The organism is Streptomyces sp. NPDC060000 (genome assembly GCF_042737375.1).
GTDB lineage: Bacteria > Actinomycetota > Actinomycetes > Streptomycetales > Streptomycetaceae > Streptomyces.
The window spans coordinates 17,164-36,233 of sequence record NZ_JBHWUU010000009.1 but is presented as its reverse complement, the minus strand read 5'-3'; the positions used below and the strand labels follow the sequence as shown (position 1 = coordinate 36,233).

The window sequence follows — 19,070 nt, the reverse complement described above, 5'->3', positions numbered from 1 at the left end:
AGCCGACGGTGATCCGGTTCGTTCCCGCGCCACGAGCCACATCTCACACCGCCCCCGGGCCCGGCGTGAACGACCGGAAAACACTCGTGACGGTCAGGCAACGGGGGTGCAACCTCGCGCCGTCAGTATCGGTCCATGACGGCGTCGCCCGCTCGGTACGACCAGTACGACGAGTCCGAAGTCCACCTCGACAGTTCGGCGCACATCATGAACCGGATCAGCTCCCAGCTCGCCAGCCAGCTCAGCCTCGTGCAGCTCGACGGCCGCAGGCGGCCCGGCCCGCCGGCGCTGGTCGTCGTCGCACACGGCAGCCGCGACCCGCGCGCGCTGAGCACCGTCCGCACGCTCCTGGACCGCGTCCGCGAGCAGCGTCCCGGACTTGCGGTGCACCTCGGCCACATCGAGCTCAACGAGCCGCTGCTGACCGACACCCTCGCCGACCTCGACGCCCACGGCACGGCGGACGCCGTCCTGGTCCCCCTCCTCCTGGCCCGCGGCTACCACGTCCGGCAGGACATCCCGGAGATGGCCGCGAGGGCACGGGGGCACACGCGCGTGGCCGCACCGCTCGGCCCGCACCCCCTTCTGGTCGAGACCCTGTACGCCCGCCTGGTCGAGGCGGGCTGGCGCGCCGACATGACGGAGACGGAACGCCGCACGAGCGCGGTCGTCCTCGCGGCGGCGGGCTCCCGCGACCCCGACTCGGCCGTCGACACCCGCCGTACGGCCGATCTCCTGGCGCGACGCCTGGGCGTCCCGGTGGTCCCCGCGTACGCCTCCACGGCGACCCCGACGGTCCCGACGGCACTGCGGGCGCTGGCCGCGCGAGGCCGCGACCGGGTGGCGGTCGCCTCCTGCTTCACGGCCCCGGGACGCTTCGCGACGGAGTCCGCGGCGGCGGCCCCCTGGATCGCGTCCGCCCCGCTGGGCACCCACCCGGCGATGGCATCCCTGCTCCTGCACCGCTACGACCAGGCATGGCAACGGAGCAACTCCAGCAACGCCGCCTGAACCGCCCCGAACACAACCGCCCGCCCCTCCGGCAACCCACCGGTGGAACCGCCCGCGCCCGCCGGTGAGACCGCCCGCTCCGCCGGTGAGTCCGCCCGCGCTCCGCCGGTGAGTCCGCCCGCGCTCCGCCGGTGGAACCGCCCGCGCCCACCGGTGAGTCCGCCCGCGCCCACCGGTGAGTCCGCCCCGCCCGACGGTGAGTCCGCCCCGCCCGACGGTGAGACCGCCCCGCCCGCCGGCGAGGCGGCCCGTGCCCGCCCGGTGCTCCCAGCAGAGCCACCGGTGATCCGAACCGGCTGGTTCGGCAGGCGTCCCGGCAGCGCCCGATTGTCACCGCCTCCGCTTACTGTCGAGACATGGAAGGCACCGCACACCTCGACACCGCCTATGACCCGACGTCAGTCGCCCGCTGGGCCCCCGAACCGGACAAACGCCCGGGCCGGACCGCCTTCCAACGAGACCGCGCCCGCGTCCTGCACTCCTCGGCCCTGAGGAGGCTCTCCGGGAAGACACAGGTGGTGACGCCGGGCACCCGCACCGACGCCTGGGACGCCACCCCCCGCACCCGCCTCACCCACTCCCTGGAGTGCGCCCAGGTGGGCCGCGAGCTCGGCGCCGCCCTCGGCTGCGACCCCGACCTGGTGGAGGCGGCCTGCCTCTCGCACGACCTCGGGCACCCCCCGTTCGGCCACAACGGCGAGCAGGCACTGAACGAGTTCGCGCGGGACTGCGGCGGCTTCGAGGGCAACGCCCAGTCGCTGCGCCTCCTCACCCGCATCGAACCCAAGCGCTTCACCGATGAAGGCTCCGTGGGCCTCAACCTCACCCGCGCCACCCTGGACGCCGCCACCAAGTACCCCTGGCCCCGGGGCGCCCACCCGACCGACCCGGCGTCCGCCAAGTTCGGCGTCTACGAGGACGACAGGCCCGTCTTCGACTGGGTCCGTGAAGTTGCCCCCGGCACGCGTACGTGCTTCGAGGCGCAGGTCATGGACTGGGCGGACGACGTGGCGTACTCGGTGCACGACGTGGAGGACGGCCTGCACGCGGGACACATCGACCCCAACTGCCTGCACGCCGAACCGGAGCGCCAAGAGATCTTCCGGGTCGCCGTCGGCCGCTACGTCCCCGCCGGCACCGATCCGGCCGAACTCGCCGCCGCCCTCGACCGCCTCCAGGACCAGGAGTGGTGGCCGCACGGCTACGACGGCACGGCGTCCGCCCAGGCCCGTCTGAAGGACGCCACCAGCCAGCTCATCGGCCGCTTCTGCCTGGCCGCCGAGGGTGCCACCCGCACCCGATACGGCACGGGGAGCCTCACCCGCTACGACGCCGAACTCGTCGTACCGGACGAGGCGCGGCTGGAGTGCGCGGTCCTCAAGGCGGTCGCCGACCGGTACGTCATGCAGCGCGCCGAACAGGAACGCCTGCGCGCCGACCAGCGCGTCGTCATCACCGAGCTCGCCGAGGCGCTCACCGCCCGCGTGCCCGACGGCCTGGACCCCCAGTTCCGCTCCCTGTTCGAGCAGGCGTCCGACGACCGCGCCCGTAAGCGAATCGTCGTCGACCAGATCGCCTCGCTCACCGACGCCTCGGCCCGCTCGCTCCACAGCCGTCTGACGGGGCGGACGAGACCCTGACAAGAGCGGACCGGGTGCGCCCGAGGTGCGCCCGAACGGGGCCCGAACGTGACCCAGCGTGCCCTGATCGGGCACGTCCCCCTTCCCCCATCACGCTGCGTGCGGGACGCTCGCATGTGGCGGCACACACAGTGTCATCTGGGGGACCACCCCCCAGACCCCTGGTAGGAGGCATCACGTGGTCGACGCGGATCAGACATTCGTCATCGTCGGAGGAGGCCTGGCCGGCGCCAAGGCGGCCGAAACGCTGAGGGCGGAGGGCTTCACCGGCCGAGTGATACTGATTTGCGACGAACGCGACCACCCCTACGAGCGGCCGCCCCTCTCCAAGGGTTTCCTGCTCGGCAAGGAGGAGCGGGACAGCGTCTTCGTGCACGAGCCGGCCTGGTACGCGCAGAACGACATCGAGCTGCACCTGGGCCAGACCGTCGACGCGATCGACCGCACCGCGAAGACGGTCCGCTTCGGCGACGACGGCACGCTCGCCCACTACGACAAGCTGCTGCTGGCCACCGGCGCCGAGCCGCGCCGCCTGGACATCCCCGGCACCGACCTCGCCGGCGTCCACCACCTGCGCCGGCTCGCGCACGCCGAGCGCCTCAAGGGCGTCCTGGCCTCCCTCGGCCGGGACAACGGCCACCTGGTGATCGCCGGCGCCGGCTGGATCGGCCTGGAGATCGCGGCGGCGGCCCGCGAGTACGGAGCCGAGGTCACCGTCATCGAACCGGAGCCGACCCCGCTGCACGGCGTCCTCGGCCCGGAACTCGGGAGTGTCTTCGCCGATCTGCACCACGAGCACGGGGTCCGCTTCCACTTCGGCGCCCGGCTCACCGAGATCGTCGGCCAGGACGGCATGGTGCTCGCCGTCCGTACCGACGACGGCGAGGAACACCCGGCGCACGACGTCCTCGCGGCGATCGGCGCGGCCCCCCGCACGGGCCTCGCGGAGGCGGCGGGCCTCACCCTCGCCGACCGCGCGCACGGCGGCGGGATCGCGGTCGACGCCCGGCTGCGCACCTCCGACCCCGACATCCACGCGGCCGGCGACGTCGCGTCCTTCCCGCACGGCCTCTTCGACACCCGGCTGCGCGTCGAGCACTGGGCCAACGCCCTGAACGGCGGCCCGGCGGCCGCCCGCGCGATGCTCGGCAACGACGTCACCTACGACCGCGTGCCCTACTTCTTCTCCGACCAGTACGACCTGGGCATGGAGTACAGCGGCTGGGCCCCGCCGGGGACGTACGACGAGGTGGTGATCCGGGGCGACGCCGGCAAGCGGGAGTTCGTCGCGTTCTGGCTGAAGGAGGGCCGTGTCCTCGCCGGGATGAACGTGAACGTGTGGGACGTCACAGAGCCGATCCAGACGCTGATCCGCGCCAGAACCCCGGTGAACACGGACGCGCTGGCCGACCCGCACGTGCCCCTCGGGAGTCTCGCCCCCTAGCGCGCCTCTCGAGTGTCGGTCCGCCCCCGTAGAATCACCTCGTGGCAGGACGGATCAACGACGAGGACGTGAAGGCGGTACGGGACGCGGTCCCGATCGACGCCGTGGTGTCCGAGTACCTCCAGCTGCGCAACGCGGGCGGCGGCAACCTCAAGGGCCTCTGTCCGTTCCACGACGAGAAGTCGCCGTCCTTCCAGGTCAGCCCGAGCAAGGGACTGTTCCACTGCTTCGGCTGCCAGGAGGGCGGCGACACCATCTCGTTCGTGATGAAGGTCGACCACCTCACCTTCTCCGAGGTGGTCGAGCGGCTCGCCGCCCAGGCCGGCATCACCCTGCGCTACGAGGAGGGCGGCTACAACCCCGCCCACCAGCGCGGCGAACGCATCCGTCTCGTCGAGGCGCACAAGACCGCCGCCGAGTGGTACGCGGAACAGCTCGCCACCGGACCCGAGGCCGAGACCGGCCGGATCTTCCTCGCCGAGCGTGGCTTCGACCAGGCCGCGGCCGTCCACTTCGGCGTCGGCTACAGCCCCCAGGGCTGGGACCACCTCACCCGCTTCCTGCGCGGCAAGGGCTTCACCGACAAGGAACTGCTCCTCTCCGGCCTGGCCCAGGAGGGCCGCCGCGGGCCCATCGACCGCTTCCGGGGCCGTCTGATGTGGCCCATCCGCGACATCGGCGGCGAGGTCGTCGGCTTCGGCGCGCGCAAGCTCTACGAGACGGACAACGGCCCCAAGTACCTCAACACGCCCGACACCGCGATCTACAAGAAGTCCCAGGTGCTGTACGGCATCGACCTCGCCAAGCAGCACATCGCCAAGTCCAGCCGCGCGGTCGTCGTCGAGGGCTACACCGACGTCATGGCCTGCCATCTGGCCGGTGTCACCACCGCCATCGCGACCTGCGGCACGGCCTTCGGCGGCGACCACATCAAGATCCTCCGCCGGCTCCTCATGGACAACGGCAGCGCCCGGGTCATCTTCACCTTCGACGGTGACGCGGCCGGCCAGAAGGCGGCCCTGCGCGCCTTCGAGGACGACCAGAAGTTCGCCGCCGAGACCTACATCGCCATCGCGCCGGACAACATGGACCCCTGCGACCTGCGCCTCGCCAAGGGCGACGAGGCGGTCGCCGACCTGGTCGAACCCCGCACCCCGCTCTTCGAGTTCGCGCTCCGCCAGATCGTCGTCCGCTACGACCTCGACACCCCGGCGGGCCGCGCCGCCGCCCTCGACGAGGCCGCGCCCATCGTCGCCCGCATCAAGAACAGCGGCGCCCAGCACGAGGTCGCCGTCCAGCTGGCCGGCATGCTCGGCATCCTGGACACCCAGTTCGTCGTCAAGAGGGTCGCCCAGCTGGCCCGTTGGGCCCGCGACCGGGGCGGAAAGGGCCCGGCGCCGGCCCGTGGCCCCCAGCCGTACGAGTCCGCCGCCCGGTCCGCGGGCGGAGGCCCCGCCCTCAACCTCCGCAACGCCGTCTACGCCACCGAACGCGAGCTGCTGAAGCTCGCCCTGCAACGCCCCGAGCTGGTCTCCCCGGCCTTCGACGCGTACGGGATCGACGAGTTCACCGCCGCGCCCTACGCCGCCGTACGCCAGGCGATCCAGGACGCGGGCGGCGCCGAGTACGGCGTCAAGGACGGGCAGGAATACCTCGTCCGGGTCCGGGAGGCCGCGCCCGACGACGCGGTCCGGGCGATGGTGACGGAGCTCGCCGTCGAGGCGATCATGCGCCGCACGGTCGACGAGAACTACGCGGGGGAGCAGTTGGTGACGGTCCGGCGCAGGGCGGTGGCGCGCAGGCTCACCGATCTCCAGGGCACGCTGACCCGTCTCGGCAACACGGACCCGGCCCAGTCGGCCGCCGTCCAGAACGAGATGATGATCCTGACCAGGTACGACAGGGCGTTGCAGCACGAGGGCCCGTCTGCTCTCTGAGCCGCCGCCCGCGGCAGGGTGACCACGCGGTCACGGACCGGACCCAAAAAGTCGCCGCACGCCCCTCGTGGCGGCTGTGTGTCGTACTCCACACTGGGTGCGGTGCCTGAGTCCTCGGAGCGCGGCCGATCCCGGAGGGACGCGGCGTGGCCGCCGACTCCGCCCCCGAAGTACCGCTGCTGCTCACCTCAGCAGCGATCATCCTGGAGGTCGCCCCCGTGCAGACCCAGACCCAGACCCTGACCGTCAGCACTGCCGACAGTACGGCCAGCACCACCAGTACCAGTGCCAGTGCGGCCGACGGCACGGAACCGGACGCCGAGACCGAAGTCCTGGCCGCCGTCCCGCCGCAGAACCGTGCCGGGCGCCCCCCGGAGCCGGACGCGGAAGCACCCGCGGACACCCCCGCGGGAACGCATCCCGAGCGGGAGATCGAGCAGGCGCAGGCGCAGGAGCAAGAGCAGGAGCCGGAGCAGGAGCAAGAGACCGAGCCGCCTGCCGAGGCCCTGGAGGAGGCCGTCGAGGAGGCCGTCGAGGACGCTCCCGAGCCCGTCCAGCCGCCCCGCGCCCGGCCGCGCGCCACCGACAGCGGCAGCCCCTCCTCTGACCTCTTCCGGCAGTACCTGCGGGAGATCGGCCGCATCCCGCTGCTCACCGCGGCCGAGGAGGTCGACCTGGCCCGTCGCGTCGAGGCGGGCCTGTTCGCCGAGGAGAAGCTGAGCGGCGCGACCGACCTGGACAGCCAACTGGCCCTCGACCTCGACCGGTTGGTCGTCCTGGGCCGCATGGCCAAGCGCCGGCTGATCGAGGCCAACCTGCGGCTCGTGGTCTCCGTCGCCAAGCGGTACGTCGGGCGCGGGCTCACCATGCTCGACCTCGTCCAGGAGGGCAACCTCGGCCTGATCCGGGCGGTCGAGAAGTTCGACTACGCCCGCGGCTACAAGTTCTCCACCTACGCCACCTGGTGGATCCGCCAGGCCATGTCCCGCGCGCTGGCCGACCAGGCCCGCACCATCCGCGTTCCGGTCCATGTCGTCGAACTCATCAACCGGGTCGTCCGCGTCCAGCGCCGGATGCTCCAGGAGCGCGGCTACGAGCCCACCCCGGAAGAGGTCGCCGCCCAGCTCGACCTCCTGCCGGAGCGCGTCGGCGAGGTCCTGCGGCTGGCCCAGGAGCCGGTCTCCCTGCACGCCCCGGTGGGCGAGGAGGACGATGTGGCCCTCGGCGACCTCATCGAGGACGGCGACGCGGCCAGCCCCGTGGAGTCGGCGGCCTTCCTGTTGCTGCGCGAGCACCTGGAGGTCGTGCTCTCCACCCTCGGCGAACGCGAGCGGAAGGTCGTCCAGCTGCGCTACGGGCTGGCGGACGGCCGGCCGCGCACGCTGGAGGAGATCGGCCGCATCTTCGGCGTGACGCGCGAGCGGATACGGCAGATCGAGTCGAAGACCCTCAACAAACTCCGCGACCACGCCTTCGCGGACCAGCTCAGGGGCTACCTGGACTGAGCGGGGCCGCTCGCCGTCACCCGATGCGAGCGGCCCCTCGGAAACTCACCGAGCCGCCGGAAACCGTCCGTCGTCCCGTCCGTCGTCCCGTCAGTCGACCTCGGCCAGTGCCTGGGCGAACTGCGCCTTGTAGAGGCGCGCGTAGGCCCCGTCGGCCGCGAGCAGTTCGGCGTGCGCGCCCTGCTCGACGATCGAGCCGTTCTCCATCACCAGGATCGTGTCGGCGTCCCGGATGGTCGACAGCCGGTGCGCGATGACGAACGACGTCCGCCCGTGCGCCAGCTTCGCCATCGCCTTCTGGATCAGCACCTCCGTGCGGGTGTCGACGGAACTGGTGGCCTCGTCGAGCACCAGGATCGTCGGGTCGGACAGGAACGCCCGCGCGATGGTGATCAGCTGCTTCTCACCGGCGCTGACCCCGCTGCCCTCGTCGTCGATCACCGTGTCGTAGCCGTCGGGAAGGGTACGGACGAACCGGTCGGCGTGCGCGGCCCGCGCCGCCTCCTCGATCTCGCCCCGGGTGACCTCGCCCGACGCCCCGTACGCGATGTTCTCCGCGATGGTGCCGCCGAACAGCCAGGTGTCCTGGAGCACCATGCCGATGCCGGCGCGCAGTTCGTCGCGGGACATCTTCGCTATGTCGACCCCGTCGAGGGTGATGCGCCCGCCGGAGACGTCGTAGAACCGCATGAGCAGGTTCACCAGCGTCGTCTTGCCGGCGCCCGTCGGGCCGACGATGGCGACCGTGTGGCCGGGCTCCACCGTCACGGACAGATCCTCGATCAGCGGCTTCTCCGGGTCGTACCGGAAGGACACGCCCTCCAGCGCGACCCGCCCGCGCAGCTCCCCGGGCCGCTCGGCCGCGATCGGGTCCGCCTCCTGCTCCTCCGCGTCCAGGAGTTCGAAGACCCGCTCGGCCGAGGCGACCCCCGACTGCACCAGGTTCGCCATCGACGCGAGCTGCGTCAGCGGCATCGAGAACTGGCGCGAGTACTGGATGAACGCCTGCACGTCACCGATGGACAGGGAACCCGAGGCGACGCGCAGCCCGCCGACCACCGCGACCAGCACGTAGTTGAGATTCGAGACGAACATCATCAGCGGCTGCATGACCCCGCTGTTGAACTGCGCCTTGAACCCGGCCTCGTACAGTGCGTCGTTCTGCTCGGCGAACTGCTGCGCCGACTCCGCCTGGCGGCCGAACACCTTCACCAGCGTGTGGCCGGTGTACATCTCCTCGATGTGGGCGTTGAGCTTGCCGGTGGAGCGCCACTGCTGCACGAAGTGCGGCTGCGACCGCTTGCCCACGCGCGTGGCGACGACCGCCGACAGCGGCACGGTGACGAGCGCGACCAGGGCCAGGATCCACGACACCCAGAACATCATCGCCAGCACACCGATGACGGTCAGCAGCGAGTTGATCAGCTGGCCCATCGACTGCTGGAGCGTCTGCCCGATGTTGTCGATGTCGTTCGTCGCGCGGGACAGCACCTCGCCCCGCTGGCGCTTGTCGAAGTACGACAGCGGCAGCCGGGACAGCTTCGTCTGCACGTCCTCGCGCATCCGGAACATGGTGCGGTTGACGGACCTGTTGACCAGCCGCGTCCCGACCGCCATCAGCAGACCGGCGACCAGGAACACCCCGATCGCGAACAGCAGGATGTTCCCGACCGAGCCGAAGTCGATGCCCTTTCCTGGGGTGAAGTCGGTGCTCCGGAGCATGTCGGCGACGTTGCCCTCGCCGCGCTCCCGCATCGAGTCGAGGACCTGCTCCTTGGTCGTCCCGGCCGGCATCCGCCGTCCGACGATGCCCGCGAAGACCAGGTCGGTGGCCTTGCCGAGGATCTTCGGCCCGACCACGTTGAGGCCGACGCTCAGCACCACGCAGCAGAGCATGCCGTAGAGGGTGTACCGCTCGGGTTTGAACTGGGCGAACAGCCGCCTGCCGGACACCTTGAAGTCCAGCGAGCGGTTCTCGGGACCGGTGCCGGCCATCATGCGCCCCATGGGCCCGGCCATCAGGCAGCCTCCGCTTCCGTGAGCTGGGAGAGCACGATCTCCCGGTAGGTCTCGTTGTCCGCCATCAACTCGCGGTGGCTGCCCGTGCCGACGACCAGGCCCTCGTCCAGGACGATGATCCGGTCGGCGTCGCGGATGGTGGCCACCCGCTGGGCGACGATCACCACGGTCGCCTCGGCGGTCTCCCGCCCGAGCGCCGCCCGCAACGCCGCGTCGGTGGCGTAGTCGAGGGCCGAGAAGGAGTCGTCGAACAGGTAGATCTCCGGCCGCTGCACGAGCGTCCGGGCGATCGCGAGCCGCTGCCGCTGACCACCGGAGACGTTCGTCCCGCCCTGCGCGATGGGGGAGTCCAGCCCGTTCTCCAGCTTGCTCACGAAGTCCTTGGCCTGCGCCACCTCCAGCGCGTGCCACAGCTCCTCGTCCGTGGCGTCCGGATTGCCGTAGCGCAGGTTGGTGGCGACCGTGCCCGCGAACAGGTACGGCTTCTGCGGCACGAGTCCGACGGTCTTCGCCAACAGCACCGGGTCGACCTCGGCGACGGCCACCCCGTCGACGAGCACCTCGCCCTCGGTGGCGTCGAACAGTCGGGCGACCAGCCCGAGCAGCGTGGACTTGCCGCTGCCGGTCGAGCCGATCACGGCCGTCGTCTCGCCCGGCCGTGCCACGAGCTCGATGGACTTGAGGACGGGCTCCTCGGCGCCGGGATAGCGGAATCCCGCCCCCCGGATCTCCAGATGCCCGTGCCGCCGCAGTTCGGTGACGGGAGCCACCGGCGGGACCACGGACGACGAGGTGTCCAGCACCTCCTGGATGCGCTCGGCGCACACCTCCGCGCGCGGCACCATCATGAACATGAAGGTGGCCATCATCACGGACATGACGATCTGCATGAGGTAGGCGAGGAAGGCGGTCAGATCACCGATCTGCATCCCACCGCTGTCGATCCGGTGGGCGCCGAACCACACCACGGCGATCGAGGACAGGTTCACCGTGGTCATGACCACCGGGAACATCAGCGCGAGCAGGTTGCCGGTTCTCAGCGAGATGTCGGTGAGATCGCCGTTGGCCTTCCGGAACCGCTGCTGCTCGTACTCGTCGCGGACGAACGCGCGGATCACCCGGTTGCCGGTGATCTGCTCGCGCAGCACCCGGTTCACGGTGTCCAGCCGGACCTGCATGGACCGGAACAGCGGCCGCAGCCGGCGCACGATCAGCGTCACGCAGACGACCAGCACGGGCACCACGGCGACGAGCACCGCGGACAGCGGCACGTCCAGGCCGAGCGCCAGCACGACACCGCCGACACACATGATGGGCGCCGACACCATCAGCGTGAACGTCATCAGGGCGAGCATCTGGATCTGCTGGACGTCGTTCGTCGTCCGGGTGATCAGCGAGGGCGCGCCGAAGTGGCCGAGCTCGCGGGCGGAGAAGGACTGCACCCGGTCGAAGACGGCCGCCCGTACGTCCCGGCCGATCGCCGCGGCGGTTCTGGCGCCGTAGTACACGGCACCGATGTTGCAGACGACCTGTGCCAGCGAGATCCCGATCATCATGCCGCCGTAGGACAGGATGTATCCGGTGTCTCCCTCGACGACGCCGTTGTCGATGATGTGCGCGTTGAGGGTGGGGAGGTAGAGGGTGGCGCAGGTCTGGAGGAACTGCAGCACCACCAGCAGGGTGATGGGTTTCTTGTAGGGCCTGAGATAGGTCCGTAGTAGTCGTATGAGCACGCTACGTCTCTCGGAGTCGGCGGGAGGGGCATTGGTTGCCCCTGGCCCCTATCGTCGGACACCCCACCCGCGTTACCTCAACTGATTAAGCTCACAGCAGTGCTTTTACAGCCGTCTGTGTACACCCGATGCATGCCTGTACACCGGATGCGCCCCGAACCTCCGATACGCCCGGTACAGCCGATGCGTGCCGCGTATCCGCCGCGTCCCGCCCACTCTCGCGCCTCCGCGCCCTCGCGCCTCCGCGCCCTCGCGCCTCAGCCGCGGAACGCGTTCGGATGCGTCTGCTCCCGCACCGACACGTACTGCTGCCGCACGGCCTGTCCGACGGCCAGCTCCTCACCCGGGTCCAGGACCTGCGCCGCCGCGCCCTGCCAGGCCGGCGGGGTCCGCGGGTCGAGAGTGCCCTGCGACACCCCGAGCGCCCAGGCGGCCTGCCGGGCCGCCCCGATGGCCGCGTAGTCCGCCGGCTGCGGTACGACGACCTGGGCCCCGAACAGCGCGGGCGCCGCCGCCTGCACGGCCGGCAGCTCGGCCGCAGCCCCGAGCAGGAAGATCCGCCGCACGTCCACGCCCCGGCCGCGCAGCACGTCGAGCGCGTCCGCCAGCCCGCACAGCATGCCCTCGAAGGCGGCCCGCGCGAAGTGCTCGGGCTTCATCGACTCGCGGCGCAGGCCCGCCAGCGTTCCGGCCGTGTGCGGCAGGTTCGGCGTCCGCTCGCCCTCCAGGTAGGGCAGCATGACCAGCCCGTGCGACCCCGGCGTCGACTTCATCGCCAGGTCCGACAGCGCCTCCAGATCGGGCGCCCCGATCAGCTCGGCGGCACCGCGCAGGGTCCGTACGGCGTTCAGGGTGGTCACGACCGGCAGGTGCATGCCCGTCGCGTCGGCCAGGGAGGTGATCATCCCGCTCTGGTCGATGAGCGCCTCGTGGTGCACGGCCATCACGGACCCGGAGGCGCCCAGCGACACGACCGCGTCCCCGTGCCCGATTCCCAGCCCCAGGGCGGCGGCCATCGTCTCGCCGGTCCCGGCGGAGATCAGCAGTCCCTCCGGCGTCGTACCGGCCGCGTCGGACGGTCCGATCACCTCGGGGAGCATGGCCTGGTGACCGAGCGCCAGCTCGACGAGATCTGGCCGATAACCGCCGGTGGCGGCGGACCAGTAGCCGGTCCCGGAGGCCCCGCCGCGATCCGTGGTCCTTCGCGAGGGCCGCCCCAGGAGCTGCCACACCAGCCAGTCGTGGGCCTGGAGCAGTACGGAGGTCCGGGCGGCGGCGTCCGGCTCGTTCTTGGCCAGCCAGCGCAGCTTGGTCACCGGCTGGGCGGCCTGCGGCACGCATCCCACCGCCTGTGCCCATGCCTCGCGCCCGCCGAGCGCGTCGATCAGGTCGGCCGCCGCGACCTGCGCCCGCTTGTCCCCGCCGACCATCGCCGGGCGCACGGTGTTGCCCTGCGAGTCCAGCGGTACGACCGCGTTCTGCTGCGAGGAGACGCCGATGGCCTGCACGCCCTCGAGCAGTCCACCGCCCGCCGCTTCGCCCAGCGACAGCAGCCAGGCCTGCGGATCGACGTCGGAGGGCCGCCCTCCCGCACTCTCGGCGCCTTCCATCGGATGCGGCGCATACCCCTGCCGGAGCACGGCTCCGGTGTCCGCGTCGCAGACGACGATACGAGTGAAATCGGGTGAACTGTCCAACCCGGCGACTATCCCCATGACGAAAATTCTGCCGCACGCGCCGCTCGGGTTGGGCCGCGGAGACCACGGGGGTGCCGCGCGGAGGCCCGGCGCGGGGCGTTGTCGCTGGTCGCGCCCCCGCGCCGGGCCGCATATGTCACACCCCCGGGTCTCCGGGGTGGCCGTTCCCGGCTGGCCTCGAAGGCGGCGCTAGGTGTTGCTGGTGCCCCAGTCGTCCCCGCCCGCCCCGTTGGTGTTGCGGTCGCGCAGGGACCGCACCCGGCCCGCAACCGATTCGGGCATCCGGTCGCCGACCTTGTCGCTGACCGCGTGGTACGCCTTGCCCGCGTACTGGCGGCCCTGCTGGGCGGCCGTCTCGGCGGTGTTGCGCACGGCGGGGTTCTGGGCGACCTGCCGCGCGGACTTCTTCAACTGCTCGTACCGCTCGCGCCCGGCACGCGTGCCCAGTACGTAACCCAGAGCCAGCCCGACGACGAACGTGAGCTTGTAGCGCATGGTGGCCACCCTCTCCTTGCGTAGTCCCTGGCACGACATGGGCGCCGGGGGGAACCGATTGGCGGAGCACCCCCCTGCTTGCGCTAATGTATGTGTCGCAGAGAGCGAGCGCCCCCTGGCGAATACCCAGGTGAGCACGTTCGATGCAAACGAGGCATTCCCCTGTAGCTCAATTGGCAGAGCAGCCGGCTGTTAACCGGCAGGTTACTGGTTCGAGTCCAGTCGGGGGAGCTCGGTCCCCTGTAGCTCAATTGGCAGAGCAGCCGGCTGTTAACCGGCAGGTTACTGGTTCGAGTCCAGTCGGGGGAGCATCGTGAACGAGGACCCCGAGGGGGTCCTTTTTCATGTCGGCGGGAACCGTGCAGGCCAGGGGTGTTGTCCTCATGGTTCGTGCAAGGTCGACCAGCCGGAGCGTGAGATCGTATGAGCGGCTATGCTGCGGCAGACGGCGCGCACACATGTACGCGACACGCCGCTATGGGGCGGTAGCTCAGCCGGTTAGAGCAGCGGACTCATAATCCGTCGGCCGTGGGTTCGAGTCCCACCCGCCCCACTCTTCGCTACGCGAGGAGAAACCTTCTGACCAGCAACTTAGCTGGCGGGTCGGGTGAGTTGAGAGATCTTGGCGGCTCTAGTGGATCAAGGAAACATGATCCAGGGGCCAGCCAGGGGCCACAGGGGTCATGCCGCCTGCGCGGGGTCCTCGTCAGGGGCCGAGTCGTCCCCTTCGGATGTTGCCGTGGAGTCCTCGGCGGGGTCCTCAGCCCCCTCCTCGCGCTTCTTTGGACTGGCCTTGCGCTCGGCGCGCGGCACCGTGGCGATGGTCGACTCTGCCTCGGCGGTCATCAGCTGAGGCAGGACGCTGGTGTACGTGTCCGAGGTGATCTGACGGGAGCTGTGGCCCAGCCGCTCCTGCACCACCTTGATGTCGTTCTTCGCGAGCAGCGACAGCGTGGCGGAGATGTGGCGCAGATCATGCAGGCGAACAGGCGGGAGCCCGGACAGCTCGACCAGCCGCTTGAAGCGTCGACTGATCCAGTCCGGGTGGTAGGGCTCGCCGTTCTCCTGGGTGAAGACCCGGTCCGACTCCGTCCAGGCCCCCACGCCGGACCACTGCGTCCGTTCCTTCTCTTGGGTCATCCGCCATGCGTGAAGCACCTCTACCGACTCCGCGCTCACAGAAATCGTGCGCACGCTGTCGGCCTTCGGGGGTTCTCCGTACAGCCGGTAGGCGACTTCGACGATCTGAGCGGAGACGCGGAGCCAGCGGCTCGTCAGATTCACCTCCGGCCACGGCAGGGCGCACATCTCACCGCGGCGAGGGCCGAGAAAGATGAAGGTGTGCCACAGGGGGTAGAGCCGGTCGTCGCTCACGAAGTCGAGGAATTGGCCAGTCTGCTCGGGGGTCCAGACCATGACCGGGCCTGGCTTCTCGCCCGTCTGTCTCCACCGCTCGACTCGCTCTGGTGTCCACACCAGCGGCTTGGGTCGCTTGGCTGCTGGAAGTTCGACGAGTTGGGCCCAGTTGGTCGAGTACTCGCCGCGCTTGATGCCGATTCCCAGGAACGAGCTGAGGGTGGCGTTGATCCGGTGCATGGTCGCGGCGCTGGTGATCTTCCGCTTGCCCTTGCGCTCCTCCCGCAGCGCGGCGTTGGCAACCAGGTAGGCCCGGCGCGCGGCACGACGGTCCTCCTTCTTGCCTGCGGCGCGCACCCAGGCTGTGTAGGCGGCGTCGCGAGCTTCCTGCAGTTCGACCACCTGGGCGTGGTGGATGAGGCGCAAGGCGTTCTGGCGCTCAATCGCGTCGTACATGGCCTCGATGTGGCGCAGTCTGAGGTCGCGCCGCTTGATGTGCCCGAGGTGCGGTTCGAGGTAGAGGTCGATGTGCTCCTCGTAGCCGTGGCGGGTGGTACGGGCCAGGCTCCTCTTGCGCTTGAGCCAGGACCGCAGGTCTTCACCGACGGTGGTGTCGCTGAGTACGTCGGTCCCGCCGAAGGCTTCGCGGTAGACCTTGACGGCCTTCTCCTTGGCTGCGTCCTTAGTCGCGAATCCGCCCCGCCGCGCGCGCTGCCGCTTGCCGCCCTCTCCGGGATCTACGTCGAAGGCGAAGTACCACGTCCCGTGGCCCTTGCTCGTGAGCTTGGGGCACGTCTGGCCAACGTCCTTCATCTTCTGTGAGCCGTCGGCCTTGAATATGGGCTCCCCGGCAGCGTCTGTCGCCGGCGTCTTGCACTGGCAGCGTTTGAAGTAACTGATGTCTGACACGCTTCTCCCCGCGTGGTGGCATGTGGATCTTTTGTGTCGGCCCTTGTCGGACCGATGCCTATCTTGCCCCAACACTCCAGTGTTGGCGTATCCTTATGCCACGTTGGCGTGGGGGAGAACGCGACAACGGGAATGACAACGAAGGACGCATCTGTAGCTACGGACGCCGGGGTCAGTTTGATGACCCTGGAGGAACTACTCGCGCTGCCGCCGACGGTGAACGTGGTGACGGCTGCGCGGGCGCTGGGGATCGGCAAGCACAAGGCTTACAACTTGATCAAGGAGGGGTCTTTCCCCGTGCAGACGCTCCCCCTGGGCGGCACGGTGAGAGTCCCCACTGCTGCACTGTGGCAAGTGCTCGGGGTGACGCCCCTGGTGCAGTGATCTGTGTAGCCCTGAGTCTGCCGGTCTCGTTGGGCCATAGCTCGGACATGCGCCGTGGCCTAGGATCAGGCGGCTACGGGCGCACGAGACGAGAACGGACCACCGCATGCCACGGCTCTACGGTTTCGATGACGCCTCACGTCGTCGGCTACGTGACGACGAAGTGGACCCGCTCCGCCAGATGGTGAGCCGGGCGCTGAGCAATCAGTCCAACCAGGATGTTGCGGTATGGGCGAACGGGGAGGGCTACCGGGGAACGCTTGGCGGGGAGTGGAAGGACGCGTCGGTTGGACGCCTGTTCCGCAACCCAGCGATCGCTGGACTGCGCTACGACGACGGCGAACTCGTCGACGCGGGTCACCCCGGAGCTATCACGCGCGAGGAGTTCGAGGCCCTTCTAGAGCGGGAGAAGGCTCGCAGTACGAAGGACGCAGAGCCCGCGTACGACTATCTCCTCACTGGCGGGGGCAGCACGTGCGGCAAGTGCACACAGGATCTCGGAGGCGCCCGTACCAATTCGGGTACGCCCGGATACCGCTGTCGCCCGAAGGACAAGAACGGGCACGGTGGCTGCGGTGAGGTCCGGATCGATGCCGAGCTGTTGGAGAACCACGTCGGAGAATACGTCGTGGCGGAACTCCTCAAGCCCGGCATCCGAGCCTCGATCGCCAAGGCCCAGGCCGCCGTGCGCAAGCAGGTTGAGAACCTCACGCAGGACATCAAGGACCTGGAGGGCCGCCAGTCGGAGCTCGGGAGGCTCTACGGCAACCGCGAGATCAGCAGCGAGGCACTGGTAGCCGGAGAGCGCGAGATCGCAGCCAACCTCAAGGACATCCGTCCGCGCCTTCGCTACGCGGAGCAGATGGCGAACTTCTCACTCGGCCATGCCAAGGACCTGGTGAAGTGGTGGAACAGCGCACCCACCGCGTCGAAGAGAGCCATCACACTGCTTCTCTTGGAGAAGATCGAGGTGTTCCCCGCGAGCGCCCGCGGCGTTCGGACAATCGAGCCGGGGCGAGTCGTCCTTCACTGGCGCAAGCTGTCCGGCATGTCAGGTGGCTGAGACCGCCACCCGCGATGCGAGCCGCCTGCCTACCATCGCCATGGTCAGCCCCGTGATCAGTGAGATCACGGCGAGCCCGGCCAGGAGTGGGGAGATGATCTCCTCGTACCGCAGCGGCCACGGGTGGCCCAGGTAGTGGGTCACCAGGTATGACCCCTTGCTGGCGGCGTAGGCCACTCCGAGGAGCGCGGAGATCGACGACAGGGCGAGGCCGCGAGCCGTCCAGACGTGTCCTGCGCGCCGGGCAACGAGAGTCATCCCGGTGCACAGGAACGCGATCTCGCCGCAGGTGATCGCCACGTAGGCCAGATAGACCATGAGGTAGACGGTGACGCCTGGCACCGTGGCGAACTCGGTCGTGAACTCCACCGTCTCGTCGGTGGTGCCGACGAACAGGGGCAGCATCGCCGCTAGGACACACGCCGCGAAGGCGACACGTGCGTACAGGCTGGCCTTCAACACCTCGCGGTTGTAGGACCAGTCCACGAGCATCAGCTGAAGGCTGCCGCACCATACGACTGCACAGATGTGCGCCCCGAGCTTGGCCGCGTTGTTCACGCCGGTCGCAGACTCGATCACGTCCTCTACCGCCGGGACGGCGAGGGTGACGCCCACCGTGCAGATGCCGATGGCCACGGCTCGGGTGAAACGGGCTACGCGGTAGTCGCTTCGGTCACGCTGACGCCAGGCTTCCCGAGCGGAGAGCACGGTGCCCACCAGCCCGATCAGAGCGCACAGGCCGAAGACTATGCCGTCCATTTGGTTCAGGTTCCTTCCAGGTCGGAGACGGCGCGCTCGGCTGCTTCGGTGAAGCTGAGACGCCTCCGCCGGCCTGGCCGCGGTGGTTCCGTGGCAGGGGGAAGGGGCTCGGGTACTTCCGGAACATTGAGATCGCGGTGTCCATGTCGTAGACGGATCTCACGTGCGGCCTCCAGAAGTTCGGCAGCTCCAGCTTCACCCAGGTCGTGGATGAGCCGAAGTGCCTCGCGTGCGTCTTGGTACTCCTCATAGACCGATAGGGAGGTCAGTCCGTTGTAACCGGGGAGTAGGTAAGCTACCGGAGATGCGAACGCCCTTGCGAGTCCGGCCAGTTGGGCGCTGGACGGGTTCGTCTTGACCCCGTTGAGGAGGTCGTTGACGACCTGGTGCGTCAACGCCGGCCTGCCGCCGGGAGTCTCAGCCGTGGCGGCGGCGATGGCGCGTGTGCTTGGGGTCTTCCCATCTGCGCCGCGCTTCCTGCTGAGCAGCACGGCGAGCTTGCTGGAGAGGGGGATGTCCGGGCCGAGCGGCATTGTGCTGGCTACTCCTCGTGATGCGGCAGGCCCGGCCTGGCGGTGGACGGTGGACGTTGTGCGAACTCAGTATCGCTGTGGGGCGGCAGCGGCTGGTGGTGCATTGCAATGTCTATGTTGGTTGACAATAGGAAACGCTCGAAGCAAGATCTAATACGTCAGGCTAGTAAGCGCGTGCTCGGCATGCGGGGCCGCCACCCCTCTACCGCCTCCTTGGGTGCAAGATCGCGATAGGCACCCATCTTGGCCTCGATGTGTGCCGCTATCTCGTCTGTGTGGGGATCTAAGTGGGCCGCGGCTCGTTAGGGAGGCGGAACGCTGCAATGCGGGGAGGGTACGGGTGGGGATCGAGCTGGACGGAGTGCTGGCCCGACTGGAGGAGTCGGGTGGCACGGAGAACGTCATCTTGGATGACGAGGCTGCGTTCGCCGCGCTGGGGGCTTTAGCGATCGTGGACGCGAAACGGGTCGGTTGTGACGTGGGGCATGCGGGTGGCGCTGCCGTGAGTTGATCTGCGCGAGTAGTCAAGGGTGGGCCCTGTGGGGGGCTCGCCCTCACGCGTCTGACCTGCAAAAACTTCTCGAA

The 19,070-nt window shown here is 69.6% G+C and carries 14 protein-coding genes, 3 tRNA genes and 1 pseudogene; 11 read left to right on the top strand and 7 right to left on the bottom strand.

Annotation, left to right across the window (positions count from 1 at the left end; all coding sequences use genetic code 11):
- The first annotated feature begins 135 nt into the window (after positions 1-135).
- The 5 genes and pseudogenes from ACFWBB_RS07465 to ACFWBB_RS07445 all read left to right on the top strand — a co-directional run bounded on the left by ACFWBB_RS07465 (position 136) and on the right by ACFWBB_RS07445 (position 7,537).
- Positions 136-1,011 carry a sirohydrochlorin chelatase gene (locus ACFWBB_RS07465; protein ID WP_385268095.1) on the top strand — a complete coding sequence of 292 codons (876 nt, stop codon included), beginning with the start codon at positions 136-138 and terminating at the stop codon, positions 1,009-1,011.
- Between the two features lie 356 nt (positions 1,012-1,367).
- On the top strand, positions 1,368-2,651 hold the full coding sequence (locus ACFWBB_RS07460; protein ID WP_385268093.1) for a deoxyguanosinetriphosphate triphosphohydrolase: 1,284 nt from the start codon (positions 1,368-1,370) through the stop codon (positions 2,649-2,651).
- Between the two features lie 178 nt (positions 2,652-2,829).
- Entirely contained in the window at positions 2,830-4,095 is a 1,266-nt protein-coding gene (locus ACFWBB_RS07455; RefSeq protein WP_385268091.1) for an NAD(P)/FAD-dependent oxidoreductase, read from the top strand.
- Between the two features lie 41 nt (positions 4,096-4,136).
- Positions 4,137-6,032 (top strand): DNA primase, encoded by a 1,896-nt coding sequence (gene dnaG / locus ACFWBB_RS07450; RefSeq protein ID WP_385268089.1) that lies wholly within the window; start codon positions 4,137-4,139, stop codon positions 6,030-6,032.
- A gap of 102 nt (positions 6,033-6,134) precedes the next feature.
- Positions 6,135-7,537: pseudogene (locus ACFWBB_RS07445) on the top strand (RNA polymerase sigma factor).
- Between the two features lie 90 nt (positions 7,538-7,627).
- Here ACFWBB_RS07445 and ACFWBB_RS07440 read toward each other — a convergent pair.
- The 4 genes from ACFWBB_RS07440 to ACFWBB_RS07425 form a co-directional block, all read right to left on the bottom strand.
- Positions 7,628-9,556, bottom strand: a complete 1,929-nt coding sequence (locus tag ACFWBB_RS07440; RefSeq protein WP_385268087.1) for an ABC transporter ATP-binding protein — start codon at positions 9,554-9,556, stop codon at positions 7,628-7,630.
- A complete protein-coding gene (locus ACFWBB_RS07435) occupies positions 9,556-11,289 on the bottom strand; it encodes an ABC transporter ATP-binding protein (RefSeq protein ID WP_385268085.1) in 1,734 nt (577 codons plus the stop codon). The genes ACFWBB_RS07440 and ACFWBB_RS07435 overlap by 1 nt, the downstream gene beginning before the upstream one ends.
- A 257-nt stretch (positions 11,290-11,546) precedes the next feature.
- On the bottom strand, positions 11,547-13,004 hold the full coding sequence (locus ACFWBB_RS07430) for an FGGY family carbohydrate kinase (RefSeq protein WP_385268083.1): 1,458 nt from the start codon (positions 13,002-13,004) through the stop codon (positions 11,547-11,549).
- A 171-nt stretch (positions 13,005-13,175) separates the two neighbouring features.
- Positions 13,176-13,481: a YtxH domain-containing protein gene (locus ACFWBB_RS07425; RefSeq protein ID WP_385268081.1), complete on the bottom strand. Its 306-nt coding sequence runs from the start codon at positions 13,479-13,481 to the stop codon at positions 13,176-13,178.
- 158 nt (positions 13,482-13,639) lie between these two features.
- Here ACFWBB_RS07425 and ACFWBB_RS07420 point away from each other — a divergent pair.
- The 3 genes from ACFWBB_RS07420 to ACFWBB_RS07410 all read left to right on the top strand — a co-directional run bounded on the left by ACFWBB_RS07420 (position 13,640) and on the right by ACFWBB_RS07410 (position 14,034).
- Positions 13,640-13,712: transfer RNA gene (locus ACFWBB_RS07420), tRNA-Asn, on the top strand.
- Between the two features lie 5 nt (positions 13,713-13,717).
- Positions 13,718-13,790 (top strand) — tRNA-Asn (locus tag ACFWBB_RS07415).
- 170 nt (positions 13,791-13,960) lie between these two features.
- A tRNA-Ile gene (locus ACFWBB_RS07410) sits at positions 13,961-14,034 on the top strand.
- A gap of 128 nt (positions 14,035-14,162) precedes the next feature.
- Here ACFWBB_RS07410 and ACFWBB_RS07405 read toward each other — a convergent pair.
- Positions 14,163-15,650, bottom strand: a complete 1,488-nt coding sequence (locus tag ACFWBB_RS07405; RefSeq protein ID WP_385268079.1) for a tyrosine-type recombinase/integrase — start codon at positions 15,648-15,650, stop codon at positions 14,163-14,165.
- Between the two features lie 276 nt (positions 15,651-15,926).
- Here ACFWBB_RS07405 and ACFWBB_RS07400 point away from each other — a divergent pair, with 276 nt between their 5' ends.
- Both ACFWBB_RS07400 and ACFWBB_RS07395 read left to right on the top strand, forming a co-directional pair.
- On the top strand, positions 15,927-16,130 hold the full coding sequence (locus tag ACFWBB_RS07400; RefSeq protein WP_385268077.1) for a DNA-binding protein: 204 nt from the start codon (positions 15,927-15,929) through the stop codon (positions 16,128-16,130).
- Positions 16,131-16,236: 106 nt separating this feature from the next.
- Positions 16,237-17,193 (top strand): recombinase family protein, encoded by a 957-nt coding sequence (locus ACFWBB_RS07395; RefSeq protein ID WP_385268075.1) that lies wholly within the window; start codon positions 16,237-16,239, stop codon positions 17,191-17,193.
- Here ACFWBB_RS07395 and ACFWBB_RS07390 read toward each other — a convergent pair.
- Together ACFWBB_RS07390 and ACFWBB_RS07385 are read right to left on the bottom strand one after the other, a co-directional pair.
- Entirely contained in the window at positions 17,182-17,952 is a 771-nt protein-coding gene (locus ACFWBB_RS07390) for a hypothetical protein (RefSeq protein WP_385268073.1), read from the bottom strand. The genes ACFWBB_RS07395 and ACFWBB_RS07390 overlap by 12 nt on opposite strands.
- A 5-nt stretch (positions 17,953-17,957) precedes the next feature.
- On the bottom strand, positions 17,958-18,485 hold the full coding sequence (locus tag ACFWBB_RS07385) for a hypothetical protein (protein WP_385268071.1): 528 nt from the start codon (positions 18,483-18,485) through the stop codon (positions 17,958-17,960).
- A 340-nt stretch (positions 18,486-18,825) separates the two neighbouring features.
- On the opposite strand from ACFWBB_RS07385, the gene ACFWBB_RS07380 reads away from it, so the two are divergent.
- Complete coding sequence (locus tag ACFWBB_RS07380) at positions 18,826-18,996, top strand: hypothetical protein (protein WP_385268069.1); 171 nt, start codon at positions 18,826-18,828, stop codon at positions 18,994-18,996.
- The last annotated feature ends 74 nt before the right edge of the window (positions 18,997-19,070 follow it).